27 protein-coding genes are annotated in these 25516 nt (G+C 66.6%); 16 read left to right on the forward strand and 11 right to left on the reverse strand.

Annotated features, from left to right (window positions below):
• The 15 genes from VN419_RS07675 to VN419_RS07745 all read left to right on the forward strand — a co-directional run.
• The coding region (locus tag VN419_RS07675; protein WP_325646146.1) for an NAD-dependent epimerase/dehydratase at nt 1-1021 on the forward strand (1021 nt) is incomplete at its 5' end.
• Nucleotides 1022-1040: 19 nt separating this feature from the next.
• Nucleotides 1041-2777 carry a hypothetical protein gene (locus tag VN419_RS07680; protein ID WP_325646148.1) on the forward strand — a complete coding sequence of 579 codons (1737 nt, stop codon included), beginning with the start codon at nt 1041-1043 and terminating at the stop codon, nt 2775-2777.
• Nucleotides 2755-3618, forward strand: a complete 864-nt coding sequence (locus VN419_RS07685; RefSeq protein ID WP_325646150.1) for a transketolase — start codon at nt 2755-2757, stop codon at nt 3616-3618. The genes VN419_RS07680 and VN419_RS07685 overlap by 23 nt, the downstream gene beginning before the upstream one ends.
• Before the next feature lies 1 nt (nt 3619).
• Nucleotides 3620-4543 (forward strand): transketolase family protein, encoded by a 924-nt coding sequence (locus tag VN419_RS07690; protein ID WP_325646152.1) that lies wholly within the window; start codon nt 3620-3622, stop codon nt 4541-4543.
• A gap of 49 nt (nt 4544-4592) precedes the next feature.
• The gene (locus tag VN419_RS07695; protein WP_325646154.1) at nt 4593-5264 is read left to right on the forward strand and encodes a class I SAM-dependent methyltransferase; all 672 of its coding nucleotides are present in this window, start codon (nt 4593-4595) and stop codon (nt 5262-5264) included.
• Nucleotides 5265-5278: 14 nt separating this feature from the next.
• Nucleotides 5279-6325, forward strand: coding sequence for a zinc-binding dehydrogenase (locus VN419_RS07700; RefSeq protein WP_325646156.1), 1047 nt, complete (start codon nt 5279-5281; stop codon nt 6323-6325).
• Nucleotides 6326-6339: 14 nt separating this feature from the next.
• A complete protein-coding gene (locus VN419_RS07705; protein ID WP_325646158.1) occupies nt 6340-7041 on the forward strand; it encodes a class I SAM-dependent methyltransferase in 702 nt (233 codons plus the stop codon).
• Nucleotides 7038-8240 carry a class I SAM-dependent methyltransferase gene (locus VN419_RS07710; protein ID WP_325646160.1) on the forward strand — a complete coding sequence of 401 codons (1203 nt, stop codon included), beginning with the start codon at nt 7038-7040 and terminating at the stop codon, nt 8238-8240. Before VN419_RS07705 ends, VN419_RS07710 begins: the two co-directional genes overlap by 4 nt.
• An 86-nt stretch (nt 8241-8326) precedes the next feature.
• Nucleotides 8327-9133, forward strand: coding sequence for a glycosyltransferase family 2 protein (locus tag VN419_RS07715; RefSeq protein ID WP_325646162.1), 807 nt, complete (start codon nt 8327-8329; stop codon nt 9131-9133).
• A gap of 112 nt (nt 9134-9245) precedes the next feature.
• Complete coding sequence (locus VN419_RS07720) at nt 9246-10118, forward strand: NAD(P)-dependent oxidoreductase (RefSeq protein WP_325646164.1); 873 nt, start codon at nt 9246-9248, stop codon at nt 10116-10118.
• On the forward strand, nt 10115-10636 hold the full coding sequence (locus VN419_RS07725) for a hypothetical protein (RefSeq protein ID WP_325646166.1): 522 nt from the start codon (nt 10115-10117) through the stop codon (nt 10634-10636). The genes VN419_RS07720 and VN419_RS07725 overlap by 4 nt, the downstream gene beginning before the upstream one ends.
• A 2-nt stretch (nt 10637-10638) precedes the next feature.
• Complete coding sequence (locus VN419_RS07730) at nt 10639-11154, forward strand: hypothetical protein (RefSeq protein WP_325646168.1); 516 nt, start codon at nt 10639-10641, stop codon at nt 11152-11154.
• A gap of 92 nt (nt 11155-11246) precedes the next feature.
• Nucleotides 11247-12281, forward strand: a complete 1035-nt coding sequence (locus tag VN419_RS07735) for a lysylphosphatidylglycerol synthase transmembrane domain-containing protein (protein ID WP_325646170.1) — start codon at nt 11247-11249, stop codon at nt 12279-12281.
• On the forward strand, nt 12278-14926 hold the full coding sequence (locus VN419_RS07740) for a DUF6044 family protein (RefSeq protein WP_325646172.1): 2649 nt from the start codon (nt 12278-12280) through the stop codon (nt 14924-14926). The genes VN419_RS07735 and VN419_RS07740 overlap by 4 nt, the downstream gene beginning before the upstream one ends.
• 176 nt (nt 14927-15102) lie before the next feature.
• Complete coding sequence (locus VN419_RS07745) at nt 15103-16017, forward strand: polysaccharide deacetylase family protein (protein ID WP_325646174.1); 915 nt, start codon at nt 15103-15105, stop codon at nt 16015-16017.
• A 33-nt stretch (nt 16018-16050) separates the two neighbouring features.
• Here the strand turns inward: VN419_RS07745 and VN419_RS07750 are convergent, their stop codons facing one another.
• From VN419_RS07750 to VN419_RS07800, 11 genes are all read right to left on the reverse strand, one after another.
• Complete coding sequence (locus VN419_RS07750; RefSeq protein WP_325646176.1) at nt 16051-16521, reverse strand: DUF3795 domain-containing protein; 471 nt, start codon at nt 16519-16521, stop codon at nt 16051-16053.
• Nucleotides 16522-16635: 114 nt separating this feature from the next.
• Complete coding sequence (locus VN419_RS07755; RefSeq protein WP_325646178.1) at nt 16636-17799, reverse strand: sensor histidine kinase; 1164 nt, start codon at nt 17797-17799, stop codon at nt 16636-16638.
• A gap of 12 nt (nt 17800-17811) precedes the next feature.
• Nucleotides 17812-18270 carry a response regulator gene (locus tag VN419_RS07760; RefSeq protein WP_325646180.1) on the reverse strand — a complete coding sequence of 153 codons (459 nt, stop codon included), beginning with the start codon at nt 18268-18270 and terminating at the stop codon, nt 17812-17814.
• 83 nt (nt 18271-18353) lie between these two features.
• Nucleotides 18354-18641, reverse strand: coding sequence for a hypothetical protein (locus VN419_RS07765; RefSeq protein WP_325646182.1), 288 nt, complete (start codon nt 18639-18641; stop codon nt 18354-18356).
• 122 nt (nt 18642-18763) lie between these two features.
• The gene (locus tag VN419_RS07770) at nt 18764-19390 is read right to left on the reverse strand and encodes a hypothetical protein (RefSeq protein WP_325646184.1); all 627 of its coding nucleotides are present in this window, start codon (nt 19388-19390) and stop codon (nt 18764-18766) included.
• Between the two features lie 24 nt (nt 19391-19414).
• Entirely contained in the window at nt 19415-19813 is a 399-nt protein-coding gene (locus VN419_RS07775) for a response regulator (RefSeq protein ID WP_325646186.1), read from the reverse strand.
• Nucleotides 19810-21534, reverse strand: coding sequence for a sensor histidine kinase (locus VN419_RS07780; protein WP_325646188.1), 1725 nt, complete (start codon nt 21532-21534; stop codon nt 19810-19812). The genes VN419_RS07775 and VN419_RS07780 overlap by 4 nt, the downstream gene beginning before the upstream one ends.
• Nucleotides 21527-21904, reverse strand: coding sequence for a dinitrogenase iron-molybdenum cofactor biosynthesis protein (locus VN419_RS07785; RefSeq protein ID WP_325646190.1), 378 nt, complete (start codon nt 21902-21904; stop codon nt 21527-21529). The genes VN419_RS07780 and VN419_RS07785 overlap by 8 nt, the downstream gene beginning before the upstream one ends.
• A 9-nt stretch (nt 21905-21913) precedes the next feature.
• Nucleotides 21914-23251, reverse strand: a complete 1338-nt coding sequence (locus VN419_RS07790) for a sigma-54 interaction domain-containing protein (RefSeq protein WP_325646192.1) — start codon at nt 23249-23251, stop codon at nt 21914-21916.
• Between the two features lie 101 nt (nt 23252-23352).
• The gene (locus VN419_RS07795; RefSeq protein WP_325646194.1) at nt 23353-23781 is read right to left on the reverse strand and encodes a DUF1634 domain-containing protein; all 429 of its coding nucleotides are present in this window, start codon (nt 23779-23781) and stop codon (nt 23353-23355) included.
• A gap of 79 nt (nt 23782-23860) precedes the next feature.
• A complete protein-coding gene (locus VN419_RS07800; protein ID WP_325646196.1) occupies nt 23861-24868 on the reverse strand; it encodes a sulfite exporter TauE/SafE family protein in 1008 nt (335 codons plus the stop codon).
• A gap of 351 nt (nt 24869-25219) precedes the next feature.
• Here VN419_RS07800 and VN419_RS07805 point away from each other — a divergent pair.
• A partial coding sequence (locus VN419_RS07805) for a sigma 54-interacting transcriptional regulator (protein ID WP_325646198.1) occupies nt 25220-25516 on the forward strand: 297 nt, incomplete at its 3' end.

Consider the following 25516-nt stretch of genomic DNA (forward strand, 5'->3'; position numbering starts at 1 on the left):
ACATCTGAACAGGACTGACACCATGAGCGACATCAAGACCGTTTTCGTCACCGGCGGCGCCGGATATGTGGGCGCCCTGCTCGTTCCCAAGCTCCTGGACGCGGGCTACGCCGTGAAGGTGCTGGATCTCTATCTTTACGGCGACGACGTTATCCTGGGCGGCAAGGGCGACCCCAAGCTGACCGAGATCAAGGGCGACCTGCGGGACGTGAGCCTTTTGGAAAAGCACCTGCCCGGCTGCGACGCGGTGATCCACCTGGCCTGCATCAGCAATGACCCGAGCTACGAGCTTGACCCGAACCTGGGCCGCTCCATCAACTACGACGCCTTCCTGCCCCTGGTGGACATTTCCAAGAAAAACGGCGTAAAACGCTTCATCTACGCTTCCAGCTCCAGCGTGTACGGCCTGAAGGACGATCCCGAGGTCACCGAGGACCTGCCCCTGGAGCCGCTGACCGACTACTCCAAGTTCAAGGCCATGTGCGAGGAATACCTGAACGCCGCGGCCACGGACGACTTCGTCGTCACCACCATCCGCCCGAGCACCGTGTGCGGCTACTCCCCGCGCATGCGCCTGGATCTCACGGTGAACATCCTGACGAACCACGCCATCAACAAGGGGCAGATCACGGTGTTCGGCGGCGAGCAGAAGCGCCCGAACCTGCACATCGAGGACATGTGCGAGGTGTACCTGTTCATGCTGAAGCAGGACCCCAAGAAGATCCAGAAGAAGATCTACAACGTGGGCTACGAGAACTACAAGGTGAAGGAGATCGCCCAGATGGTGAGCGAGACCCTGGGCGGGAACATTCCCATCACCACCACCCCGACCAACGACAACCGCAGCTACCACGTCTCCAGCCGCAAGATTAAGGAAGAGCTGGGCTTCGAGCCCAAGCACACCATCCAGGAGGCCATTCTGGACCTGAAGAAGGCCTTCGAGGCGGGCAAACTGCCCAACAGCTTCGACGACATCAGCTACTACAACGTGAAGCTCATGCAGGCCATCAAGCTGAAATAACCCCCTGGACCTGATGGCCATGCCCGATTCCCTCGGCCCGGTCATCGGGCTCGACCTGGACAACACCCTCGTCGGCTACGACGAGCTGCTCTGCGACCTGGCGGTGTCGGAGGGGTATCTGCCCCCTCCGGCTCCGCCGGGCTCATCCCTCGCCCTTGGCAAGCGCGCCCTGCGCGATGCCTTGCGCGCCAAAGGCGAGCACGGCGAGCAGGAGTGGCGCAAACTTCAGGCGCTCATCTACGGCGCGCACATGCCCCGCGCGCGGCTCATGCCCGGCGTGGCCGAGTTCCTGGCCAGGGTAAAGGCCCTGCGCGCTGACGGGGCCAGGTTCTCCCTGTACATCGTGAGCCACAAGACGCGGCTGGCCAACAACTACTCCGACGGCGCGGATTTTCATCAGGCGGCCATGGACTTCCTGGCGGCCAAGGGGTTCTTCGAGCCAGGTACGGGGTTGCAGCCCGACCAGGTGTTTTTCGAGCCCACGCGCGAGGCCAAGGTGGCGCGCATCGCGGCGCTTGGCTGCACGCGCTTCGTGGACGACCTGGAGGAGACCTTTGCCGAGCCGGGCTTCCCGGCTGGCGTCGCGCGCATCCTGTTCGACCCGGCGGGCGACGCGGCCATGCAGCCCGGAGTGACGCGCCTGCGCACCTGGACCGAGGTGGCCGACGCCCTGCTGGAAGGCCTTGCGCCTGCCGCAGCCCAAGACCAGGGTCGGGAACAGGGCCCGGACTTCGCCGCCCTGGCTGGCGAAGGCATCGCCTCCTGCCAGCGCATCTACGGCGGCCGCAATTCCCGCGTGTACCGCGTGGAGACGGCCGGCGGGCGCGTGTTCGCGGGCAAGCACTACCACCAGCATCAGGACGACCCGCGCGACCGCCTGGGCGCGGAGTGGCGGGCGCTGGCGCTCTTGTCGGCCGATGCGCGCCTGGCGTCCTTCGTGGCCCGGCCCGTGGCCAAGGAGCCCGGCCAGGGCCTGGCGCTGTATTCATTTCTTTCCGGCGTGCAGGCCAGCACCACCCCGGCCACGAAAGGCGACATGGAGGCCTGCCTGGAGTTCCTGGACGCCCTGCGCGGGCTCTCCGGCAGCCTCGGCGCGGATGCGGCGCAGCGGATTCCGCCGGCCTCGGAGGCCTGCTTCTCCCTGTCCGCCCTGGCGGCCAATCTGCGCACCCGGCTGGACGCGCTTCTGGACGTGCCCCGGGACGCCTGCCTGGGCGTGGAGTTGGCGCAGTTCCTCGCAGAGGAGCTCATCCCCCTTCTGGACACGAGCCTGACGCGCGCCGCGCAACTGGGCGACCCGGCGCAGGAGCTGCCGCAGCACTGCCGCACGCTTTCGCCCTCGGACTTCGGCCTGCACAACGCCTTGCGCACAGGCGGCGGCCTTTTCTTCGTGGACTTCGAATATTTCGGCTGGGATGACCCGGCCAAGACCCTGTGCGACTTTGTGCTGCACCCGGCCATGGGCCTGCCGGATGCCCTGCGCCAGCACTTCGCCGACGATTTTCTGTCCCGCTTCGCCGGGACGGATTCCGGCTTGCCCAGGCGCGCGACTACGGTGTATCCACTCTACGCAATCAAGTGGTGCCTGATACTTTTGAACGAATTCCTGCGCGGGGCCGATGCCCGGAGGGTGTTCGCGGCCGGCGCGGCGTGCGGGAACGACGATGCGCACGCCCGGCGCGAAACCCAGCTGGCCAAGGCCCGCGCCATGCTCACACAAGCGAGGACAAACCATGCACCAGACTGTCTGCGTTGATACCCAGCCCGGCGGGCTGACGCCGCTTGACGCGCGCGGCAAGAAACTCCGCCAGGACGTGGTGGACATCTTTGAACATTCCCGGCGCGGCCATGTAGGCAGCACCTTCTCGCTCATGGAAATAGTGCGCGTGCTCTACGACGACATCCTGCGCATCGACCCGAAAAGCCCTGCGGACCCGAAGCGCGACCGCTTCATTCTGAGCAAGGGCCACGGCTGCCTGGCGCTGTACGTGGTGCTGGCGGACAAGGGCTTCTTCCCGGCCGACGAGCTGTGCCGCTTCTGCGCCTACGACGGCATTCTGGGCGGCCACCCGGAGGCGGGCAAAGTGCCCGGCGTGGAAGCCAGCACCGGGGCCCTGGGCCACGGGCTGTCCATCGGCGTGGGCATGGCCGTCTCGGCCCGCATGGACCGCCGCGACACCCGCGTGTTCGTGGCCATGGGCGACGGCGAGATCAACGAGGGCAGCGTGTGGGAGGCGGCGCTTAGCGCCGGAAACCGCGGGCTGGATAACCTTGTGGCCATCGTGGACTACAACAAGCAGCAGTCCTACGACACCACCTTCGAGGTGCAGAACCTGGAGCCCCTGGCCGACAAATGGCGGGCCTTCGGCTTTTCCGTGCGCGAGGTGGACGGCCACGACCTGTGCGCCCTGCGCGAGGCCTTCCAGGCCGCGCCGCTTGAGCCCGGCAAGCCCACGTGCATCATCGCCCACACGGTGAAGGGCAAGGGCTACGCCCCGGCCGAGAACAACCTTGCCTGGCACCACAAGAGCAAGTTCACGGACGAGGACATGGCCGGCCTGCGCGCGGCGTTCTCTTCGACCAAGGAGGGTGCGTAAGATGCGCGGCAAATGCCTGAACATGGTCCACAAGCTGGCCAAGGAAGACGAACGCATCGTATTCCTGGGCTCCGACCTGGGCTTCGGCACCCTGAAGCAGTTCCGCGAGGAGCTGCCCGAGCGCTTCATCATGGAAGGCATCAACGAGGCCCACGCCATCGGCATGGCCGCGGGGTTGGCCTTTGACGGGCGCATCGTCTACGTGAACACCATCGCCACCTTCCTCACGCGGCGCAGCTATGAGCAGGTGGCCCTCGACCTCTGCCTGCACAAGGCCAACGTGCGGCTCATCGGCAACGGTGGCGGCATGGTCTACGCGCCCCTTGGCTCCACGCACCTGGCCATAGAGGACATCGCCATCATGCGCGCCCTGCCGAACATGGCCATCGTGGCCGTGGCCGACGCCGAAGAGATGGAGCGCCTGATGCCCCAGACGGTAGACTGGCAGGGGCCGCTCTACATCCGCCTGGCCAAGGGCTACGACCCCATCGTGTCCGACCCGGCCATCCCCTTTGTGCTGGGCAAGGGCATGGAAATCCAGCGGGGCGCGGACGTGCTCCTCGTGGCCACGGGCGTGACCCTCGGGCCCGCCAAGGAGGCCGCGAAACTGCTGGCCGAGACGGGCGTTTCCTGCGGCATTCTGCACATGCACACGGTGAAGCCCTTTGACACCGCGCTGTTCCTGGACATGGCCCAGGGCGTCCGCGCGGTCATCAGCGTGGAGGAGCACACCATTCTGGGCGGCCTGGGCAGCGCCGTGGCCGAGATTCTGGCCGAGACGCCCTTCGCCCGGCAGCCGCGCTTCAAGCGCCTGGGCATTCCCGACGTGTTCCCGGACAAGTACGGCACCCAGAATCAGCTCATGGCGCGCTACGGCATCGACACGGAAACCATCGTGGGCACGGCCAAGGCCCTGCTCGCGTAAGCGACAACAACAATCTCCCGCAACGCACCGCCAGAACCGGAGGACAATCATGGGACAGCTGCGCAACTTCGTCACCCCGCTGCACAAGGCCACCACACGCGACTACATCGGCCGCATGGTGGACGAGAAGGTCAAATGCATGCTCAAGGCCAAGGAGTATGAGTTCGACTACTGGGACGGCGACCGCCGCTTCGGCTACGGCGGCTACAAGTACATGCCCGGCCGCTGGGCCCCGGTGGCCAAGGCGCTCATCGAAACCTACGGCCTCAAGGCCGGTTCCCGCGTGCTCGACGTGGGCTGCGGCAAGGGCTTTTTGCTGCACGAGATGCTCATCCTGGAGCCGGGCTTGGAGATTGTCGGCTTCGACATCTCCGAGCACGGCCTGGCCAGCAACACCGATGAAGTGAAGGCCAAGGCCACCCTGTTCCGCTACCGCGCCCAGGACGCCCTGCCCTTTGGCGACAAGCATTTCGATCTGGTCATTTCCCTCGCCACCCTGCACAACCTGCGCATCTTCGAGCTCAAGACCGCCCTGGCCGAGATCGAGCGCGTGGGCAAGCAGGCCTACGTGATGCTCGAGAGCTACCGCAACGAGCAGGAGCTGTTCAACGTGCAGTGCTGGGCGCTGACCTGCGAAAGCTTCTTCGACACCGCGGAGTGGATCTGGCTGTACCGCCACTTCGGCTACACCGGCGACTACGAGTTCATCTACTTCGAGTAGGCAAGGAGCCCCCCATGCAAATCAAGAAGACCACCGCCGCCATTTTGGTGGAGCAGAAGAAGCCGCTGGCCGTGGCGGAAATCAGCCTGCCGGAGGAGCTCTCCTTCGGCCAGGTGCTGGTGAAGATCCTGTACTCCGGCATCTGCGGCGCGCAGTTGAACGAGATCGCGGGCGCCAAGGGCCCGGACAAGTTCCTGCCGCACCTGCTGGGCCACGAGGCCGTGGCCGAGGTGCTGGAAATCGGCCCCGGCGTGAAGACCGTCAAGCCCGGCATGCGCGTGTGCCTGCACTGGCGCCCGGGCACCGGCCTGCAGTGCGACCCGCCCAAGTACGACTGGAATGGACAGGTGGTGAATGCGGGCTGGGTGACCACCTTCTGCCGCCACGCCATCATCAGCGAGAACCGCATGACCCCGGTGGCCGAGGACTTCGATCCGAAGCTGGTGCCGCTTTTGGGCTGTGCCGTCACCACGGCCATGGGCGTCATCAACAACGACGCCCAGGTCAAGATCGGCCAGAGCGTGGTGGTCTTCGGCGTGGGCGGCGTGGGCCTGAACATCGTGCAGTTCGCCGGGCTGGTGGCCGCCAACCCGGTCATCGGCGTGGACATCAACGACGAGAAGAAGGAAATGGCCCTCAAATTCGGCGCCACCCATGCCTTCAACTCCAAGAAGGTGGCCGACATCGCCGAGGAGATCAAAAAGATCGTGGGCCCCGGCGGGGCGGATGTCGTCATCGACACCACGGGCAACGCCCGCATGATCGAGCTGGCCTACGAGCTGACCCACGCCGACGGCCGCACCATCCTGGTGGGTGTGCCCACCAAGGGCGACAAGGTCAGCATCTATACCCTGCCTCTGCACTTCAAGAAGGTGCTCAAGGGCTCGGAGGGCGGCTCCTGCCTGCCCGCGCTGGACATCCCGCGCATCATCGACCTGGTGAAGGTGGGCCGCGTAAGCCTGGACGGCCTGGTGACCCACGAGTTCGACCTGGAAGACATCAACGATGCCCTGGACCTGGTGCGCACCGGCCAGGCTGGCCGCGTGCTCATCAAGATGTAGGCGCAGGGGACAGCATGCCCAGGAAGAAAACGCGCGAACCGCAGTACCAGGAAACCATCACCATTGCCGAGACCCAGGGCCTTGCGCGCTTCGGGCTCATGAGCAACCAGGTGTGGCACGACGACCCCAGGCGCCTGGTGTTTCTGCTCTCGCGCTACAAGTTCGTGGCCAAGATGCTCTCGGGCAAGAAGCGCGTGCTGGAGCTGGGCTGCGCCGACGCCTTCGGTTCGCGCGTGGTGCGCCAGGAGGTGGAGAGCCTGCTCTGCACCGACTTCGACCCCGTGTTCATCGAGGACGCCAAAAGCAGGCCGCAAGGCCCATGGCCCATGGAGTTCCGCGTGCACGACATCCTGGAAGGGCCCGTGCGCTCCAGCGACCCGGACGCCCCGCAGGGCAGATTCGATGCGGCCTACACGCTTGATGTCATCGAGCACATCGAGGCCGAGCACGAGCGCACCTTTGTGAGCAACCTGGCAAAGAGCCTCACGCCCCAGGGCGTGCTCATCGTGGGCATGCCCAGCCTGGAAAGCCAGGCCTGGGCCAGCCCGGCCAGCAAGGAAGGCCACGTGAACTGCATGTCCGGCGGGCCCTTCCGCACGCTTCTGGAAGACTTCTTCCACAACGTGTTCCTGTTCAGCATGAACGACGAGATGGTGCACACGGGCTTTTCGCCCATGGCGCATTATCTCATCGGCCTGTGCGTGGGGCCGAAATGAGCCTGGCCGGGGCCGACATCTGCGCGCTGTGCGGAGGGTCGGCCACGGCCGTCTCGCCCGGCGCCGGCCCTGCCCCCGCCGCGGCCTTCTCCGGCGTCACAAGCGACATCAAGCCCTGGCCGCGCATGGGCGGCATCCTGTGCTGCGAGGCCTGCGGCCACGTGCAGAAGCGCCTGGACGGGCAGTGGCGCGCCGACGCCGCGGCCATCTACGCCGATTACGTGATGTACCACCTGAGCGGCGGGACCGAGCAGGTGGTGTTCGACACGGGCCAGGCCTGCCCGCGCACGTCCCGGCTCATCACGGGCATGTCCCGCGCGTGGGACCTGCCGCAGACGGGCCGCCTGCTCGACGTGGGCTGCGGCGGCGGCGCCTTTCTGGCGGCCTTCCGGCAGGCCATGCCCGGCTGGAAGCTTTACGGTCACGACCACTGCGCCCAGCGGCAGGCGGAGGTGGAGGCCGTGCCCGGAGTGTGCGGCTTCCATTGCGGCGCCCTGGAAGAAGCCGCGGCGCAAAATGGCCCCTTCGACGCCGTGAGCCTCATCTACGTGCTGGAGCACATGCCCGAGCCCGTGGCCGAGCTTACGCGCCTGCGCGGCCTGCTCAAACCCGATGGCACGCTCATGGTCATGGTGCCGGACTTCGCCCAGAACCCCTTCGATTTGGCCGTGGTGGATCACTGCGGACACTTTTTCGCCGAGACCCTGGCCCATGCCGCCGAACTGGCGGGCTTCGACGTCCTCGCCCTTGGCCGCCACTGGATGGCCAAGGAGGTGGGCTTTCTGGCCCGGCCCAGGGCCGGGGCTTCCGCCTCGGCCCCAGCTTCTGACGACCTGGCCCCCAGGCGGGGCTTGGCCCTGGCTCAGGGATCACTGGACTGGCTGCGCCGCACCGTGGACACGGCCAGGAACGCGGCTGAAGCGCTGCACGCCAAGGGACGGTCCTTCGCCCTTTTCGGCACGGCCATAGCGGGCAGCTGGCTGGCCCAGGAACTTCCCGGCCATGTGGACTGTTTTGTGGACGAAGACGGCCTGCGCTGGGGCAAGACCCATCTCGGACTGCCCATAAGCGGCCCAGCGGACGTGGCCCCCGGCACAGGGCTGTTTCTGGGCTTTCCGCCAGAACTCGCATCAAGTATCGCCAAAAGGCTCGGCCCAGCGCACCCTGGACTGGAATTGTTGTTGCCTGCTCCCCGTTAGTACCTTCTGGACGGGCGTTGAGGGGCAGGAACAGCTCTTCTGCGGCCTGCCAGCCCTATAACCCTCTTCCCGGCAAGCGAGCCCCAATGACCCAGCCCCAACAAACAGCACCGCCCATTCCGCTCTTCGCCCATGACGTGGACCTCACAGTGCTCGTCACCTGCTACAACGAGCGGGAGTTCATCTTGGACACCCTGCACGAACTCACCAGCGCACTCGCAGAGTGGGGCGGCAGTCACGAGGTCATCATCGTTGACGACTGTTCACCCGATGGTTCTGGCGAGATGCTGGAGCAACACCTGCGCGACAATCCCATGCCGCAGGTGCGTCTGGTACGCAACGCCGCCAACAAGGGCCTCTCAAAGAACTTCATTGACGGAGCCTTTCTGGGCCGGGGCAAATACTACCGCCTTTGCTGTGGCGACAACGCCGAGAGCCGAGAAGCCCTGGTGCACATCTACCGGCAGATAGGCAAGGCCGATCTCATCATCCCCTACCAAGTGCAGGACGAAGTGCGGGGCAAGCTGTGGCACCGCCGCATCATCTCCCGTCTGTTCACGGCTCTGGTCAATCTGCTCACAGATAACGATATCCGCTACTACAACTCGCTGCCGGTGTTCCTGCGCGAGCACGTGATCCGCTTTCCGCCTCAGTCGTACGGCTTCGGCTTCCAGGCCGACATCGTCACCCGCATCTTGGAGGAGGACGTCACCTATCTGCAGACCCGGCACCTGGGCCCCCGCGACCTCAAAGGCAAAGACTCAACGGCTCTCAGCATGCGCAACCTGCTGTCCGTCATGCACACCTTTGTCGAGATCAGCATCCGCCGCCTGCGCCGCACCATCTACGGCAAGGGCATGCCCCGCGCCCGGGAAATCCGCATCGAGCCTTAACAGCAAGGCCGTACACTGGCCGGTTTGATTGCCACTATAACGCTTTTCAGGTAATCCAGCACCGCTGGCGCAGTCGTAGACGACATTCATCGCACCAAACAACGGGGACATAGTGGACGCCATTCGCAACGGGCTGATCTTCGGCGGGACCGGGAAACTGGGCACGGCCCTTTCCCGCGCCTTTGCCGACGGCTGGAACCTGCGCGCGGTGGAGAGCACCGAGGCCGACATCACCGACAAGGCCGCCCTGCGAGCCCTTCTGACCGCGGAACGCCCCGGCATTGTCTTCAACGCCAAGGTCATCGGCGGAGTGGACGCCTGCGAGCAGGCTCCGGGCCTTGCCTACCGCGTCAACACCCGCTTCCCCGCGCACCTGGCCGAGCTGTCCTTGGAACTGGGCTTCACCCTGGTGCACTTCAGCACCGACGCCATCTTCCCCGACTGCGCCCCGGGCGCCGCGCACACCGAATCAAGCGTTCCCGCGCCGCTGAACGCGTACGCGTTGAGCAAATACGGCGCGGACTGTCTCATTCCGGCCATCACGCCCCGGGCCTACGTGCTGCGCCTTTCCGTGCAGTTCGGCGAGCGCCCGGCAGCCACGCAGTTCGTGGAGCGCATGCTGGAGCAGGCCCTGCACGGCGCGCCGCTCCTGCGCGTGGCCGCGGATGTCGTGAGTTCCCCCAGCTACAGCCAGGACGTGGCCGCGCGCGTGCGCCAGATAGTTGAGCAGAGCGCTCCCTTCGGCCTGTACCATGTGGCGAACGCGGGCCAAGCCTCGCTGCACGAACTGGTCTTCACGGCGGTGAAGCTGCTGGGGCTTGAGACCCGCGTGGAGCCTGTGCCCTCGGCCATATTTCCGGCCCTGGGGCGCAGAAGCCGCGTCACTCCGCTGGCCTCGGAGAAAATTTCCGCCTTGCGCCCCTGGCAGGAAGCCCTGGCCGACTTCTGCCGCGAATTCAAGGCCGCGCGCGGAGGCCGGCCGTGACCGTCCTCCTCTGGGGCCTTGCGTTGCTGTGCGGAGCGCTCGCCGTCCATGTGTTGTGGTGGCGCACGAGCCTGCCGCGCAATCAACTGGCCGCGCTGCTCAAGCTGTTGCTCGCCGTACTGGCCCTGTGGCTGGGCGCAAACGCTCTGCTCGGCCTGACGGGCATCGCCGCCGCGGGGCTCCCCCTGCCCCTCATCCCTTGCCTGCATGCGGGGCTGCTCTACATTTCCGCAGCCTTGGCCTATGTCGTCCTCTTCAGCACCATCGACGCCGACAGCCCGTCCATCAACATCCTGCGCACCCTGGACGAAGCGGGGCCGCAAGGCCTCGGCGAGGATGAACTGCTGCGCCGCACCGGCATGGAGCGCTTTTTCATTTCCCGCCTGGAGCGCATGGAGGCCGACGGCATGACCCTGCGCACGCCCCGGGGCCTTGCGCCCGGAGCCAAGGGCAGCCTGCTGCTGGGCTTGGTGCTCTTATGGCGCGTCATCATGGGCGCGCCAAAGGATCTGGACTAGCCATGCAGCACGACCTGCTCTCCCTGCTGACGCCCTTGGCCGCCCTGGCCGTGGCCGCCCTGGCCCAGGCCATCAGCTACCGCCTGCGTCCCTCCATGCCGGTATCCTATCTTGCGGCGCTTTTCGCCGGGCTGGCCTGCCTGGGCGCGCTCTTCTGGGCGTTGCCCGGCCCGGACGCCACCGAGAACCTCGCCCTGGCCCTGGCCAACGTGGGCGCCTTCCTGGGCCTGTGGCTGTGTTTTGCGGCTGGAGTGGTGGGCCTGGGCATCTCGCTGCGGATCAGGATCATCGCCTACCTGCGGCACAGCGGCAGGCCCCGTACCGAAGCCGAAATCGAAACGGCCTTCAAGGGCGGCCTGCTGGTGGCGCAACGCCTTGAGCGACTGCTCGCAGGCGGGCACATACGGAAAGAAAACTGTAGGCTATACTCCAACGGCACCTGGCTCACCCGCGTGGCGCGGTTCAACACGCAGGTGAAACGCTTCCTCACCGGCCATGCCAGTGAATTCGGAGCGTAGCGCGTCGATTGATGCTGACCGGCCATGCAGAAAAGGCCGGTGGCCACGATTTTCTTTCCCAGCCAAAAACAAACAGAAAGGACCGGATCTCCGTGACTGAGAACGCCACTCCCACCGCAACCGCCGCCGCAAGCCCGGCGACCCAGACCAAGGGCGGCAAGCAAGCGCGCCGCGCCCTGCTCTTCGCGGTCCAGGCCCTGCTGTCTGTGGTGCTCGTGTCCATGGTGGCGCGCGGCCTGAATTGGCAGTCCTTGGGACAGATGGCCTCTCGCTTGAGTGCGGGTTTCTTCATCGGAGCCAGCATCCTGTCCATGCTCACCACTGTCCTGTTCACCATGCGCTGGCAGCAGGTGCTCATCTCCATGGGCCGCCACCCACGCCTTTCCGGCTTGGTGCGCCAGAATTTCGTGGGGGTGTTCTTCAACAACTTTGCACCTTCCATGCTGGGCCAGGACGCGGCCAAGACCTACTACCTCGGCCGTGACATGGGCTATGTGGCCGCAGGGGTCTCGGTGCTGGTGGACAAAATCCTGGGCCTTGGCGGCATGACGATTCTCGGTGCGGTTCTCATCCCACTGCTGGGTCTTGGGGGTCCCCTTTTCACCGCCGGTTTCACTGCAGCGCTGTTCTTCACACTGGCGTGCGCACTGGCGCTTCTCTCCATGCGCCTGCCGCTGGAGCGGCTCATTCCTTCATTTATTTTGCGCTGGCCCCTGGGGCAGCGCATCGTGGACCTCGCCTCCCGCAGCCGGGCCGATGCCGGCAGCGCCGTCACCCTGCGCTCTCTGACGGCCAGCCTGCTCGTGATCATCGTATGCATGGGCCTTATGGCCCTGACCTACGCGTGGTTCCTCACCGAGGCCACGGGAAGCGCGCCCGGCATCATCCAGCTTGTCTGCGCCCTGTGCCTCATGAACACGATGGCGAACATGCCCGTGAGCGTCAACGGCATCGGCGTGCGCGAACAAGCCCACGCGCTGGTCCTGGCGGGCCTTGGCGTGCCGCTTGAGGCCGCCGTGGGCTTGTCGCTGTTGCAATACGTGTTCATGACTCTGCAAAGCCTCATCGGCTGGGGCCTGTGGGTCACCCGGCCCCGGCAGGCGCCCCCCGAGGCGACGCAGCCATGAGCCCCACGGGAAGGCAGCCGGAGCGCTCCCGCGTCCGTCCCCTGCTTGCCCTTGCTGGGGTGGCGCTGGCCGTGCTCGGCGTTGGCTTCTGCCTTGGCCCCTATGGCTTGGTGCGTTTCCACGACACCTTTGACAACGCGCTGTTTCCGGAATTCTTCCAGGCCAGGGAAATCCTGGCGCATGGCCTTTCCTTCTGGGTCGACAAACTGGGTGGCTTGCCATCCTTCGCGTCCCTCTACCCGCCCTATGGCCCCCTGGCCCTGTATTCCCTATTCCTGCCCCCCTGGATGCTGGGACTGGCCTTCGATGCCGCCGCCATCCTCGCCGCGGGCTACGGCCTGTTCCGCCTGCTGACGGAATACCTTGGCGCGGACCGGCGCGCTGCGCTTCTGGCCTGTATTCCCTTCGCCCTCACCGGCTACAGCTATCAATCACTGACCTTCTTCAACTTCTTTCCGCTGTTTTTCATGCTCACGGCGGATGTCTCCGGTCCCGGCACCTGGCGGTTCCGCCTGCCGCGCGTGCTGGGCCTGTTGCTGCTGACCTACGACTCCATGCCCGTGCTCACCCTGCCGGTGTATTCCGTGCTGCACCTCTTGCTGGTGCTGCTTTTCGACGAGACGCCCTGGCGGAAACGGCGCATCGCTGCGGCCTTCCTGGTTTGGACAGGCTATGCCCTGTTCTTCGCGCCCACCCTGCTCTCCCTGCTCGCCTACGCGCCCCTGTCCAACCGCATTCTGGCCCAGCCTCCCCCTTTCACACTGGCGCAGTTCTTCATCACCTTCAAAGATGTTTATGGCTACACATTGAACATCTGCATGCTTCTGGCTGCGGCCCTGTACTTTGCCTTCGACGCAAAGAACTGCCGTCCGGTGCGCAGGGCCTTGCTCCTCAGCCTGGGGCTGGCCGCTACCATCCTTTTGTCGCCCGACTCGGTGAAGCCCCTCTTCGGCAACACCCCCTTCAAGTACGTGGACTTCTACCACTACAGCGGCGCGCTTATAGTCACCCTTCCCCTGCTTGTGGGCCTGGGGGCCAGCCACCTGCTGCGCACCGGCATGGATGTATCCTGGAAACGCGCGGCGCTCTGCCTGGTCCTCACGGCCTTCATGGTCTCCACCGACAACCTGCTGCTCAAGGCCTGCATGCTGCTTTTCGTGCTGGGCGGGGTGGCCGCGGTGCAGGCTGCGGGCCGGGGCGACATCGCCGCCAAACGCCGCCTGGGCCTGGCGGCCGGGTTGTGCGGCCTGGGCCTGGCAGCCGGCGTGGTTCAGATGCAGACCCTCCTGATGATGGACCATAGCTTCGTGCCCTATGCCAAGGGCTTCGGCCACCACCGCACCCTGACCGAACTGGCGCGCGAGGCGGAGCGCGACCCCTTCCGCGTGGCCGGGATCAACCTTTCCCCGGCCGTGGCCCAAAGCCACGGACTGGACACGGCGGACCTGCTGACCCAGATATACTCGCGCCAGTACCGCGACTATTTCCAGGCCATCCTGGCCCCGCAGCTCGACACGGACGCCAAACGCGCCAACTACCCGAATGTGGCCTACCGCGAGGCCTTCCTGGTTCCCGTGGCCGACACCTTCACCACCCGGCGCTTCCTGGTCTACAACAAGAACGCTCCCACCAGCGCGGACATGTGGAACCTGCCGCTGTTGTCGGCCATGAACGTGCGCTACCTGCTCTCGCCCAGGCCCGTGGAAGGACTCTCGGCCCAGGCCGACCTGGAGGCCGTGGACAACGGCCCAGGAGCGCCCGTGGCGGCCTTGGTGGGCACCAGTTTGGACGCGGCCTACCGCCTGCCCATCTATGTGTACCGCCTGCACGAGAGCTTCCCGCGCGGCTGGCTGACCTCCGGCGCGATCGTGCTGCCCGACGAGGCCGCCGTGCGCTCCGCATTGGAGCGCGAGACCTTGGGTTCGCTGGCTTCCCGCGCCCTGTTGGCCCGGGCCGACGCCGACGCCCTGCCCGAAGCCCTGCGCCGCCCGGCCGAGACGCCGGCGGATCGGACCAAGGCGGCCGCCCCGGAGGCCCTGCCCCTGGTGTCGCACAGCTCGGGCCGCTTCGAATGGGCCGGGAGTATCGCCGCGCCGCGCCTGCTGGTCGTCTCGAACAATTTCCACCCCGGCTGGCGGGCGCAGGTCAACGGAGCCGAGGTTCCTGTGCTGCGCGCCAACCACTCCTTCCTGGCGTTGCCCCTCACCCAGGCCGGGCCGGTGCGCGTGGTGCTGAGCTTCCATGAACCGCTGACGGCCAAGGCCCATGTGCTGACCCTTCTGGGCGTGCTGCTCATCGCCTCTTGCGCCCTGCTGGGCGCGGGCAAGGGCGGCGGCTCCGCCACGCCGCCAAACGGCCCTGAAGCTCCAGACACGGCCGAGCTGGCCTGGTCCGGCGCCGGAGCCCTGGCCATGCGCCGCGCGCTGCTCTGGGGCCTTCTGGGAGCGATTGTGACCGGGCTGCTCTTCGCCCTGCTGCGGGCCGTGCGCGAACCGGCGGACAGCCAGCGCCTGGTGTGGTTCATCCTGGCCAACGCCCTGATCTGCGGCCTGCTGGCCGCACCCGTGGCTTCCCGCCTGCTGCGCCAGCTCCTCGGACCTGAGCCGGAAGGCGCGGGGCAAGCTGGACCAAAGGAGCCGATATGATCTCGCGCTCGTCAACCTTGGCTGTGTTGTTGCTGATGGTTGTGCTTTATTCCCTGTCCAGTCCCGAGCACGCGGCGGCAGCAACGCCCGCCACACGGCCGGGAGCAAGCGCCCAAAAGCCGTCGCAGCCCGCGCAACCCAGCAAGGGCTCCCTGTCCCTGTGGACCGCCTCCCAATTGGCGGAACCCCAAAATCCCGCCCAACTGCGCGCCGAACGCGCCCTGCACCAACTGCCCGCGCCGGACAACAGCGCCCCGCCCCGCACCGCACCCGTGGAACCCCTGTCTGTGCTGCCTGAGGCCCGTCGCGGCATCATCCGCCGCGTGGCCCTGCCCGCGGGCGACAAGCGCGTGGCGCTCACCTTCGACCTGTGCGAGCGCGCGGCCGCCGTTTTCGGCTACGACGCCCGGTTGGTGGACGCCCTGCGCGCGGCCAACGCCCGGGCAACCTTCTTCGCCGGGGGCAAGTGGCTGCGTTCGCACCCGGAACGCAGCCTGCAGCTCTTGGCCGACCCACGCTTCGAGCTGGGCAACCATTCCTGGACGCACGCCAACATGGCCGTGGCCCCGGCGGAGTTCCGCAAGCGTCAGGTGGATTGGACCAGCGCCCAGTACGAGCTGCTGCGCGAGGAGCTGGACCGCAGGCTGGCGGCGCGGGGCCTGGCCCCGTGCGGGCGCGGGCCGCTCAAGCTCTTCCGCCTGCCCTTCGGGCGCGGCGGACAGGAGGTGGCGCAGTTCCTGAACCAACAGGGCTACGCCGTCATCCAGTGGGATGTGGTGGGCGAGGGCGGACACGGCACTGCCCAGGCGCGGGCCCAGGCCATCGCGGATGCCGTGCGGCCGGGTTCCATCGTGCTGCTGCACGCCAATGCCGTGCCCAAGGACACGGCCGAGGTGGTGCGCCGCCTGCTGCCCCTGCTTGCACGCAAGGGCTACGCCACGGCCACCGTGGGCGAGTTGCTGGATGCGGGAACCGCGCAGACCGTGGTCGAGGGCTACTTCACCTTCCCGGGCGACAACAGCATCTACGACGACATGTTCGACGGCTATGGCACCGGGCCGCGCCTGCGACCCAAGACCGGAAAGCCATAGCCAGGGCTGGCCGGATCATACGGCCGGTAGGAATCAGGGGTAGCGCGGACGCGAACGCACCAGTTCCAGAAAGCCCGCAGGCCCCTTCTCCCGCAATAGCTCTCCATTCTTGCGCCAGCGCTCCACAAGCCCTTCGGGCAACCCGGGGTTCCCACAAGGGAAGTCCGGGCACAGACCGCAAAAGTCCATTTCCCGTTTCATGGCGCAGGTGCGCACCCCGCACTCGCCCATAAGGCAGCCGCCATCGCGGCAGCCCTTGCACGAGCCCTGGGACAGGAAGCCCAGCAGATTCGAGAAGTCTTGATAGTGGCACAGCACGGGGTTCATGGCCTCCATGCGCTTGGCGTAGGCGTCGAAGTTCGGGCCCAGCAGGTCGCGCAGGGCGCGGGCGTGATTGCGAATGGCGCCGCCGGCAAAAGCGAGGCAGCCGCCGCAGTACAGTCCGCACGGCGCGATGAGCCGCAACAGTTCCGACCGGGAGGGCGGAATGGGGGAAAGGGGCATGGCTGGCCTCCGGGATAATAGATTGACCGAGCCTATGCCAAATTGATTTCCAGGCCAAGACCGGAGGATACGAATTTTTACGTAAAAGAAGCTCCGCGCCCGCAGCTGAGTGCGTCAGCAGGGCAGCGAGATCAGCACCTTGGTACCCTGGCCGGGTTGGCTGGTAATGTCGATGTCTCCGCCCAAGGCCTTCACCGTGCCATAGCTGACGGAAAGTCCCAGGCCCGTGCCCTGGCCCACGTCCTTGGTGGAGAAGAAGGGCTCGAACACGCGGGGCAGGTGCGCGGGCAGGATGCCCTGGCCCGTATCCTCCACCTCGATGTGCACCTCGTGCCCGTGTGCGCTGGCGATGAGCCAGAGCTGGCCGCCGCCGGGCATGGCGTCCAGGGCGTTGTCCAGGATGTTGCCGATGGCCGTGCCCAGGTCCGCGCCGGGCAGGCCGGAAGGCGGCAGGGCCAGACTCGGCAGGTCCGGCGACAGCGCTGGCGACAGGTTCACGCCACAGTCCTCCAGACGGCCCCTGCGCTCGTCCACCAGCCTCTCCAGCAGCCTGCCCAGGTCGAGCAGCGCGCCAGAGCCCACAGCCTCGGACGTTGCGCTCAGCTCCCTCGGTTCGGCCTTGTGGCACAGGCACAAGAGCTTTGCCGTGATCTCCTTCACCCGCTGGCCGTGCTCGCGCATCTTTCGCGCCGAGGCGAGCATCTCCGCCAGGGTATTGTCCGGGGAGGCCTGCGAAACGTTGGCCGAGCCGGTGGCCTGGGCCTCGCGCAGCTCCTGCGCCAGGTCCTCCATCCAGCCCGCCAAGCTGACCATTGTGTTCACGGGATTGTTGATCTCGTGGGCCACGCCTTCTGCCATGTGGCCAAGGGCCGCCATTTTGGCGGTCTCAGCCATGCGCTGGCCCTCCAGGCGCTCCTCGCGCCGGTCCTGGGCGCGCAGGATGGCCTCGGTAAGGCGCTCGATGGGCACGGGCTTCACCAGGTAGTCCGTGGCGCCCAGCTTCATGCCCATGATGGCCGTGGCCAGGTCCATCTGCCCGGTGAGCATGAGGGCCTCGGCCTGGGGCTTGAGCTTCTTGAGCTCGCGCAGCACGGCCAGGCCGTCGATGCCGGGCAGGTTCACGTCGAGCACGGCCACATCAAGCTCGTGCACGGCGGCCAGGCGCAGGGCTTCCTCACCATCGTAGGCGGTTTGGACCTGGAAACCCCGCGCCGAGAGCCGCTCGGCAAGAAGGTCGGCGAAGTCGCGCTCGTCGTCGACGAGAAGGACGGCGTTCATGCGTCCTCCCGGCTACTTCTTCTCGCCCTCGTGCATGACCTTGTCGGCATCCGCGTGATCGTTGGCCTCGGCAAAGGTGGCGGCCACCATCATGTCTTCCATCTTCTGGCGGTAGGCGCCCTTGATGCTCTTCACCAGGCGGTCGATGTCCACGGGCTTCTTGTGGTATTCGTACGCGCCCAGCTGCATGCAGACTTCCTGGTCCTGCTCGGAGCCATGGCCGGTGAGCACGATGACCTGGACCTCGGGGTGGGCCTTCTTGACCTTGCGCAGCACTTCGACGCCGTCGATGCCGGGCATGCGCAGGTCAAGCACCATGACGTCCGGCGTGCCGTCCTTGATCATCTCTAGGGCGGTCTCGCCGTCATGGGCCACTTCAGAGCCCATGTCGCGCATCTTCATGCGCTCGGCCAGGGTGTTGACGAAATTCTCCTCATCATCAACCAGCAGCAGCTTGATCTTCTTGCTCATGTGCACTCCTTGTTTGGCGCTTGCGCGCCTGAGTTCCGGGGACCGCGGACGGCTTGGGCCCACGGCCCCCGGTTGGCGTTCGGCTAGGCTTCCGCCAGTCCGTAGGCCACACGCACCCCGGAGAGCCCGACGGATTCCAGGAATCCGCAGGTCTGGGGCGGCGGGGAAAGCCGCTTGGGCTTGCAGCCCATCAGCTCCCTGGCCTCGTCAAAACAACCGGCCTCGGCAAAGGCGGCGGCGGCGTACATGTCGGCCACGCCGGCCCCGCACTCCCTCACATCGGCCATCCGCATGGCCTCTTCCCGCTCCCCGGCCTCGGCGAAAGCCGCGCCGGCGAAGCTGTCCTCAAGTCTTTTGAGCATTCCGAGCATAATGTCCTCCTTGGGTCGCCGGCCTCGGCGTGCACTCCGGGCCAGGACGGTGTGAAGTCAAGCTGCTACTTTGGAATGCTACTCCTCTTGAACCAGAAATCAAGTGCCCGCGCCGCGCGGGCTTAAGCCGCGGCCTTGGGCAGGGAAAGCACCAGCCCCTGGCCCCCCGGCCCGGCGGAAAGGCCCACCTGGCGCGCCTTGGCGCCCTGCGTCAGCTCCGCGCAGCCGGGCGATTGCCGCAAGGCCTCAAAACTCGGCCCGTCGAGCCGCACCACGGCCAGCCCCCCCTGCTCCTCCACCGAGAGCATGAGCTGGCTGCCTTGCGGCATCAGCGGCAGGGCGCAGTCCAGGGCCTGGCCCAGAAGCGCCATGAGCTCCAGGCCGCGCAAACTGGTGCGCAGGCCCGTGCGGCCCGGGGCCAGCACCAGGGTAACGCGTCTGCGCGCGGCGTCGCGGCGGCAGAGCCCCACCAGGGAGCGCATGGCCTCGTTGACCTCGGTCCCGGCGGGCGTGGCTTCCGGCGCGTGGGCGCAGTAGTTCAGCTGCTCCGACAGGGCCATGCCGCGCTCCACCTGTTCGGCCAGGACGCACAGGCCCTTCTTGAAACGTTCCGCGTGGGCGAAGTTCTCTCCGCCCATGGCCAGCAGATCCTCCATGAGCCCGCCGGACTCCCGGATGGTGGCCAGGATGTTCTGCATCTCGTGGGTGGCGCTGGCGGTGAGCCGGCCCATGAACATGGCGTCGCGCATGGCTCTTGCCTCTCCTGCTGGTCCCTACTGGCCCAGGTTCGCGGCCTTGCCCGCGTAGTCGATGGCCGACTCCATCTTTTCGATGAGCGTATCGATGTTCAGCGGCTTCATCATGTAGTCGAAGGCGCCCAGGCGCATGCCCTCGATGCCGTCGCGGGTGCTGCCATGGCCGGTCAGAAGCAGCACCTGCACGCGCGGGTTGCTGCGCTTCACGCGCTCCAGCACCTCCAGGCCCTTTATGCCGGGCATGAGCACGTCAAGCACGATGACCTGCGGCTCTTCCTCGGCCACGGCAAGGAGCGCGCTCTCGCCGTCGAAGACCACGCGGGGGTTGATGCCCCGCAGTTCCAGCCGCTCGGCCAGGGTGGTGATGAACTCGTGCTCGTCGTCCACGAGCAAAATCTTCCAGTCTTTCGTGCTCATGCCAGTGCCTCGCGCTGCCCCTTGGGCAGGGTGATGGTGAGCGTGGTGCCCACGCCTTGTGTGCTCTCGACGGAGATTTCCCCGCCGAGGCGCTTGATGATGCCGTAGGTGATGGACAGGCCGAGGCCGGTCCCCTTGCCCTTCTTGGTGGTGAAGAAGGGCTCGAAGATATGCTTCAGGGTCTCATCGCTCATGCCGCAGCCGTTGTCCTTCACGGCCACGCGCACGTCGCCGTTCTCCGGCCGGGCGAAAACGGTGATGGCCCCGCCATCGGGCACGGCGGCCAGGGCATTGTTGAACAGGTTCAGGAACACCTGCTGCAGCTGGCTGCGGTCCGACACGATCCTCGGCAGCTCCGGGTCCAGGTCGAGCTGCACGTCCACCTTGCGGTGCATGGCCTCGTTGGCCAGAAAGCCCGCGGTCTCGCGGATCAGCTCGGAAAGGTCCAACTCCTCGATGCTCACGTCCATGCGCCGGGCAAAGCCCAGCATGCGGTGGGTGATGCCCCGGCAGCGCTCCACGGCGCGCAGCACGCTGTCCACCTGGGCCAGGATCTTCTCCTTGGCCGGAAAGTCCGGCTGCATGGTCAGGATGTCCTTCATGAGCCCGGTCTTCTCGTTGATGATGGCCAGCGGGTTGTTGACCTCGTGGGCCACGCCCGCGGCCAGGCGGCCGATGCTGGAGAGCTTCTGCGAGTGCTCCACCTCGCGCAGGGCCAGCTCGCGCCGGTCCTCGGCCTCTTTCATGCGCCGGATGAGCGCATCCGTGACGCGCATGGCCGCGATGAGCACCACGGCCACCCCGGCCACGAAGATGAACAGCAGATCGCCGCGCACGGTGTACCAGGTCTTGAGCGCGCTGGAGCGCGGCTTCACGGCCATGAGGGCGAAGTCAGCGTCGGGGAAGTAGGCGTAGGCCAAAAACACCTCGCGCCCAAGGGGGTCGGTCATGGTCAGCACCGTGGGCTCGTAGGTCAGCGGCGGCAGGGAGAAGCTCATCTGCTCCAGCACCTTGCCGTAGTTGTTGGAGCTGGTCTGCATAAGCCCCTGGGTGTTCACCAGGAAGGCGTCGGCGTCGGGCTCCAGGCTCATGCTGGCGATGATGCGCTCGAACTGGCGCGTATCCAGCGTGGCGCGCAGAATCCAGGTGCGGCCGTCCTCGGTCATGTGCTGCACGGCCACGATGACGTGGGGAAACTTGCGGAAGCCCATGAACACGTCGCTGACGTACTTGCCCTTGAGGCGCACTTCCTGGAACCAGCGCTGGTCGGCGTAGTTCTTGCCTTGCAGGGTGTAGGGGCCCACGTAGTTCACCTGGGTGCCGTGCTCGTCGATGAGCCCAAGGTCCACGAAGCCCTGGAATTCGCGCTTCATGACGCTGAAGATGCGCGCCAGCTTCTGCTGGTCGGCCAGCTCCTGGTAGGTGTAGGCGCTGGCGATGAGGCTCACCGTGCTGGTGCGCTCGGCCAGGAAGAGCTCAAACGAGTTCTTGGTCTTGTTCACCAAGACGCGCAGGGGGTTCTGGATCTCCCTCGCCATGGCGTTCTGGTGCTCGTAGTAGTTGAGCACGGCCATGACCGTGAGCGGGATGAGCGTGGCCGCCACCATGAGGGCGATGATCTTGCGCCGGAGGGTGGTGTAGCGCTCCGGGGAGACGGCTTCGTCCACGTCGCTTTGCAGCTCGCGCAGGGGGTGCTTCAGGAGGGCGGCGAGCTTAAACATGGCCGCCGCCTTGATCTTCTTCCGCGTCGGCCGGCCTGGGGAACAGTATGTCGCCGCTTTCCAGCTCGCCCGCCAGGTAGCGCGCCAGGGCGTTCTCGGCCAGTCCGGCGATGCCGTCCAGTACGCTGAGGCGCTTCCAGCGCAGGTAGTGGTAGTGCTCTTCCTCCATGCCGCCGGTGATGACCACCGAGACCTCGCGGTCCAGGATCAGGTCGCACAGGTCATCGGCGCTGGAATGGGCCAGCACCAGTTCCTGGCGCTTGGCCTCGCGGCCTTCGGCGTCCAGGCTGACGAGGAGCACTTCGCTGGCCAGGTCGAAGCGCGGGGCCACTTCGTTGCGGTACAGGGTGATGAGGATCTTCTTGCCCATGGCCGCCCCCTACGCCTTCTTCCGGGCGACGGGCTTTTTGCCTGCGCCGGACATGTCATTGGCCGGAGAAGCCCCGCCCCCTTGAAGTCCCGAAGCGGGTGAAGGGGCGGAAAAACGCACCTGAGGCGGCAGGTGGTCGGGCAGCACCAGCTCGCCCGGGCAGACCATCACCGCGTACTCCACCATGTTGCGCAGCTCGCGCACGTTTCCTGGGTAGTCGTAGCCCGAGAGCAGCGAGAGCGCCTCCTCGGAGAAGCCCAGCACCTGCTTGCGGAACTTTGTGGCGTAGATGCCGAGAAAATGGGTGAGCAGGAACTGCACGTCCTCACCGCGCTCCCGCACGGGAGGCAGATGCAGGCGCACGGCGTTCAGCCGGTGGAACAGGTCCTGGCGCAGGAGGCCCGCCTCGACCAGGGCCTCGGGATCGCGGCCGGTGGCCGCCACCACGCGCACATTCAGGCGCATGGGGCGCTCGCCCCCGGCGGGCACCACTGCCTTCTCGTCCAGCAGGCGCAAGAGCCGCCCCTGCTGGGCCAGGGGCATGTCGGCGATCTCGGAAAGATACAGGGTGCCGTTCTGGGCCAGCTGAAACTTGCCCGGCCGCGGCGCGGCGCCGCCCCCCTGTTCGTCGGCCTGCCCGCCGGAGGGCCCGGCCTGGCCGAAGAGCTCCACATCCAGCAGGGCCTCGGGCATTGGCGTGGCGTTCACGCGCACGAAGCTTTCCCGCGCGCGCGGGCTGGCGCGGTGCAGGGCCTCGGCCAGCAGGTCCTTGCCCGTGCCGGACTCGCCCGTGAGCAGCACGGTGGCGTCGCTCTGGGCCACGGCGGGCAGGATGCGCAGCAGGTGCTCCATGGCCGCGCAACGGCCCACGATGGCCCCAGGACCGGCGGTGCGGGTAAGCCGCCCCTCCAGTTCCTTCAAGGCCGAAAGATCCTCGATGACGTCGAGGGTGCACAGAAGCGCGCCGCCCTTGTCCAGCACGGGCACGCTGGTCAGGCGCACGGGCACCTTGCGGCGGTGCCGGTTGATGAGCGTGCCTTCGCGGCTCTCTGTCGCGCGGCCTTCCGGGGCGCAAGAAGCACCGGGACAGTCGCCCTTGGCGGCCACAAGGCCGGGGCAGTGATGCAGGCAGAAGCTGCCGCGCAGCACGTGGCGGCAGGGCACGCCCGCCACCTCGGCGCTGGAAAAACCGGTCAGGCGTTCCAGCACGCTGTTCAGGAACAGGGTGCGCCGCTCGCGGTCCAGCACGGCGACCCCGAAGGGCAGCTCGCGCAGAATGCGCGTCAGGTCCGCCCGGTCCAGCCCGGCGGCCGCCAATCCGGCGAAAGGTTCCAGAGATGCGTGCATTGCCACTGTATTGTCCACTTTGGTCTCCTCCAGGAGGGAAGTGCGGCGGGGAAGGACCGACCGCACCCCCTGCCTGAAAGAGGAGGTAAGGAAGGACCTTGCTAGTGCGCTCCGCCGCCCACGATGCCGGACGCGGCCACCAGAAGCACGATGATTTCGGCCAGGGCCATGAGGGCGAAGCCCTTTTCGCCGCGCTTCAGGAACGCCGGAATGAGCGGAATGTAGCAAAGAATGGTCATGCCCGCCAGAAGCACGATTCCCAGGAAGTTCAGGAAGTCGCCCTTGCCGATGAGCACGGTCCAGCCCCAGCCGTGGGGCACCTTGCCGAGTTCCAGATAGGTGCCCACGGGCTGGGACCACAAAAGGGGCACCTTCTCCAGGGGCACGTGGGGGGTCAAAATCCCGGTGACGTACAGGATGTAGGTGACGGCCATGATGCCCAGGCCGCTCCAGCAGCCGTAGAACAGCATGTTGGCGTAGGTCACCTGCGCGGGCGCGGCCTTGCCGTTGTGCTTCGGGGTATCGCTCATCGTCTTTCTCCTTATTGGATGCTCTGCCGGGCCTTTCCCGCAGGCGGCCCGCATTGTCGTCTGTTGTTGCGCCAGCCGCCTAGATGCCAAGGCCCTTCAGCAGGGCCTTGCCGCCCGCGAAGAGCAGCACGCCGATGACCATGTAGCGGATGAAGGTCGGCTTGGCTTTGGCCAGCAGGCGCACGCCCACGAAGGAGCCGAGCATGAGGCCGATGATGGACGGAATGGCCATGAGCGGAATGACGCAACCCTTGTTCAGGTACACCCACGCGGCAGAGGTGTCGGTGATGGACAGCAGGAACTTGCTGGTGCCCACGGCCACCTTGAGGGGCGCGCCCATGAGCAGGTTCAGCACGGGCACGTTGGCCCAGCCGGCGCCCAGGCCGAACATGCCGGCCATGATGCCGATGATGATGAACAGCAAGAGGCCCGGCAGCGTGCGGTGGGTCTTCCACTGCACCAGCTCGCCGGTGGAGGGGTCGTTGTACGCGCCGTCCATGCCCAGCGCCATGCTCAGCGCATCCTGCTTGGCCACCACGGGGTGCGCGGTGTTCTTGCTCATGAGCAGCAGGATGGCGATGCCCATGATGGTGATGCCCAGGCAGAGCTGCACCACATTGGTGGGCAGGGCCATGCCCAGGAACGCGCCCACGATGGCGCAGCTGGAGGCGATGAGCGCCACAGGCAGGGCCAGGCGCAAGCTCGCGAAATTGCGCTTCAGGAGGCCGGGACCGGCCGCCAGCGCGCCCGCCAGGGCCACCATGAGGCCCGCGCCGCGCACGAAGTCGAGGTGGAAGGGGAAGAATCCGCTCACCAGGGGCACGTACAGCACGCCGCCGCCGACACCCGCCAGCACGGCGATGATGCCCAGGATGAAGCAGAAGAACAGCAGCACCGTGGGCCACACCCACCAGGCAACGCCGGTATCCGCGCCAAGCTGCACCGCGGCCTTGGCGACCTCGGCCCCGGCGTCGGCGGCCGCGCTGGTTACGGTCTCGTTGCCGGAGGCAAAGGCGGCCACGGCAAAGAGCAGCACGCCGAACACTACAAACAGGGCGATTTTCGCCGGGAGACTCAGTCGATCCATCTTCATTCCCGCTCCTCTGAATCATCTCAGGATTGCCCAGCCTGCCTCGCCAGCCCCTCGGCCCGCGCAGTGGACGCTCCCCATTCATCAAGAAGCGGGCCAAAAGCTAACCGCCTGAAATTACATGCTTGACCTCTTGCCCCGCAGCATGTAAACGGCAAGAACTTGCCGCTCGACCGGCAAGGACCAGCCGGAAGGCGCTCTTTCGCCGCCGGAAACGCGTCCTGAAGCGCCACGGAAGCGGATCCCGCCGGTTGCGATCCAGGCAGGCGGGGCGCACAACGCAGGATAAAACCCCGGCAGGCTGCGGCCCGGCTCGCTTAAACAAATTCGCGAGGTTGTACGAAGGTGATGGACCCGCGCGCATACGGCGGCAAATTCTTGCCGCAAGAGCTCGACGCCGACCCCGAGGCGCGGGCCGCCATGCACGAGGCCGGACTCTTGTTCCGGTCCGAGGCCATGCGCGCGCTCTATCGCGTGGCCATCCAAGTGGCCGGCAGCGACGCGCCCGTGCTGCTCACCGGCGAATCCGGCACCGGCAAGGAGATCTTCGCCCGGCTCCTGCACACCTTGAGCAACCGCAGCGGCCGGCCCTTCGTGCCCGTGAACTGCGGCGTGCTCTCCGGCGAGCTCTTTGCCGACAAGTTC

It is taken from the genome of Humidesulfovibrio sp. (assembly GCF_035560995.1).
Taxonomy (GTDB): Bacteria; Desulfobacterota; Desulfovibrionia; order Desulfovibrionales; family Desulfovibrionaceae; genus Humidesulfovibrio.

What these genes read in the sequence shown, in the direction of transcription:
- VN419_RS07680 (WP_325646148.1), top strand. Translation starts at nt 1,041, where the DNA reads ATGCCCGATTCCCTCGGCCCGGTCATCGGGCTCGACCTGGACAACACC.
- VN419_RS07685 (WP_325646150.1), top strand. Translation starts at nt 2,755, where the DNA reads ATGCACCAGACTGTCTGCGTTGATACCCAGCCCGGCGGGCTGACGCCG.
- VN419_RS07690 (WP_325646152.1), top strand. Translation starts at nt 3,620, where the DNA reads ATGCGCGGCAAATGCCTGAACATGGTCCACAAGCTGGCCAAGGAAGAC.
- VN419_RS07695 (WP_325646154.1), top strand. Translation starts at nt 4,593, where the DNA reads ATGGGACAGCTGCGCAACTTCGTCACCCCGCTGCACAAGGCCACCACA.
- VN419_RS07700 (WP_325646156.1), top strand. Translation starts at nt 5,279, where the DNA reads ATGCAAATCAAGAAGACCACCGCCGCCATTTTGGTGGAGCAGAAGAAG.
- VN419_RS07705 (WP_325646158.1), top strand. Translation starts at nt 6,340, where the DNA reads ATGCCCAGGAAGAAAACGCGCGAACCGCAGTACCAGGAAACCATCACC.
- VN419_RS07710 (WP_325646160.1), top strand. Translation starts at nt 7,038, where the DNA reads ATGAGCCTGGCCGGGGCCGACATCTGCGCGCTGTGCGGAGGGTCGGCC.
- VN419_RS07715 (WP_325646162.1), top strand. Translation starts at nt 8,327, where the DNA reads ATGACCCAGCCCCAACAAACAGCACCGCCCATTCCGCTCTTCGCCCAT.
- VN419_RS07730 (WP_325646168.1), top strand. Translation starts at nt 10,639, where the DNA reads ATGCAGCACGACCTGCTCTCCCTGCTGACGCCCTTGGCCGCCCTGGCC.
- VN419_RS07740 (WP_325646172.1), top strand. Translation starts at nt 12,278, where the DNA reads ATGAGCCCCACGGGAAGGCAGCCGGAGCGCTCCCGCGTCCGTCCCCTG.
- VN419_RS07750 (WP_325646176.1), bottom strand. Translation starts at nt 16,521, where the DNA reads ATGCCCCTTTCCCCCATTCCGCCCTCCCGGTCGGAACTGTTGCGGCTC.
- VN419_RS07755 (WP_325646178.1), bottom strand. Translation starts at nt 17,799, where the DNA reads ATGAACGCCGTCCTTCTCGTCGACGACGAGCGCGACTTCGCCGACCTT.
- VN419_RS07760 (WP_325646180.1), bottom strand. Translation starts at nt 18,270, where the DNA reads ATGAGCAAGAAGATCAAGCTGCTGCTGGTTGATGATGAGGAGAATTTC.
- VN419_RS07765 (WP_325646182.1), bottom strand. Translation starts at nt 18,641, where the DNA reads ATGCTCGGAATGCTCAAAAGACTTGAGGACAGCTTCGCCGGCGCGGCT.
- VN419_RS07770 (WP_325646184.1), bottom strand. Translation starts at nt 19,390, where the DNA reads ATGCGCGACGCCATGTTCATGGGCCGGCTCACCGCCAGCGCCACCCAC.
- VN419_RS07775 (WP_325646186.1), bottom strand. Translation starts at nt 19,813, where the DNA reads ATGAGCACGAAAGACTGGAAGATTTTGCTCGTGGACGACGAGCACGAG.
- VN419_RS07780 (WP_325646188.1), bottom strand. Translation starts at nt 21,534, where the DNA reads ATGTTTAAGCTCGCCGCCCTCCTGAAGCACCCCCTGCGCGAGCTGCAA.
- VN419_RS07785 (WP_325646190.1), bottom strand. Translation starts at nt 21,904, where the DNA reads ATGGGCAAGAAGATCCTCATCACCCTGTACCGCAACGAAGTGGCCCCG.
- VN419_RS07790 (WP_325646192.1), bottom strand. Translation starts at nt 23,251, where the DNA reads ATGCACGCATCTCTGGAACCTTTCGCCGGATTGGCGGCCGCCGGGCTG.
- VN419_RS07795 (WP_325646194.1), bottom strand. Translation starts at nt 23,781, where the DNA reads ATGAGCGATACCCCGAAGCACAACGGCAAGGCCGCGCCCGCGCAGGTG.
- VN419_RS07800 (WP_325646196.1), bottom strand. Translation starts at nt 24,868, where the DNA reads ATGGATCGACTGAGTCTCCCGGCGAAAATCGCCCTGTTTGTAGTGTTC.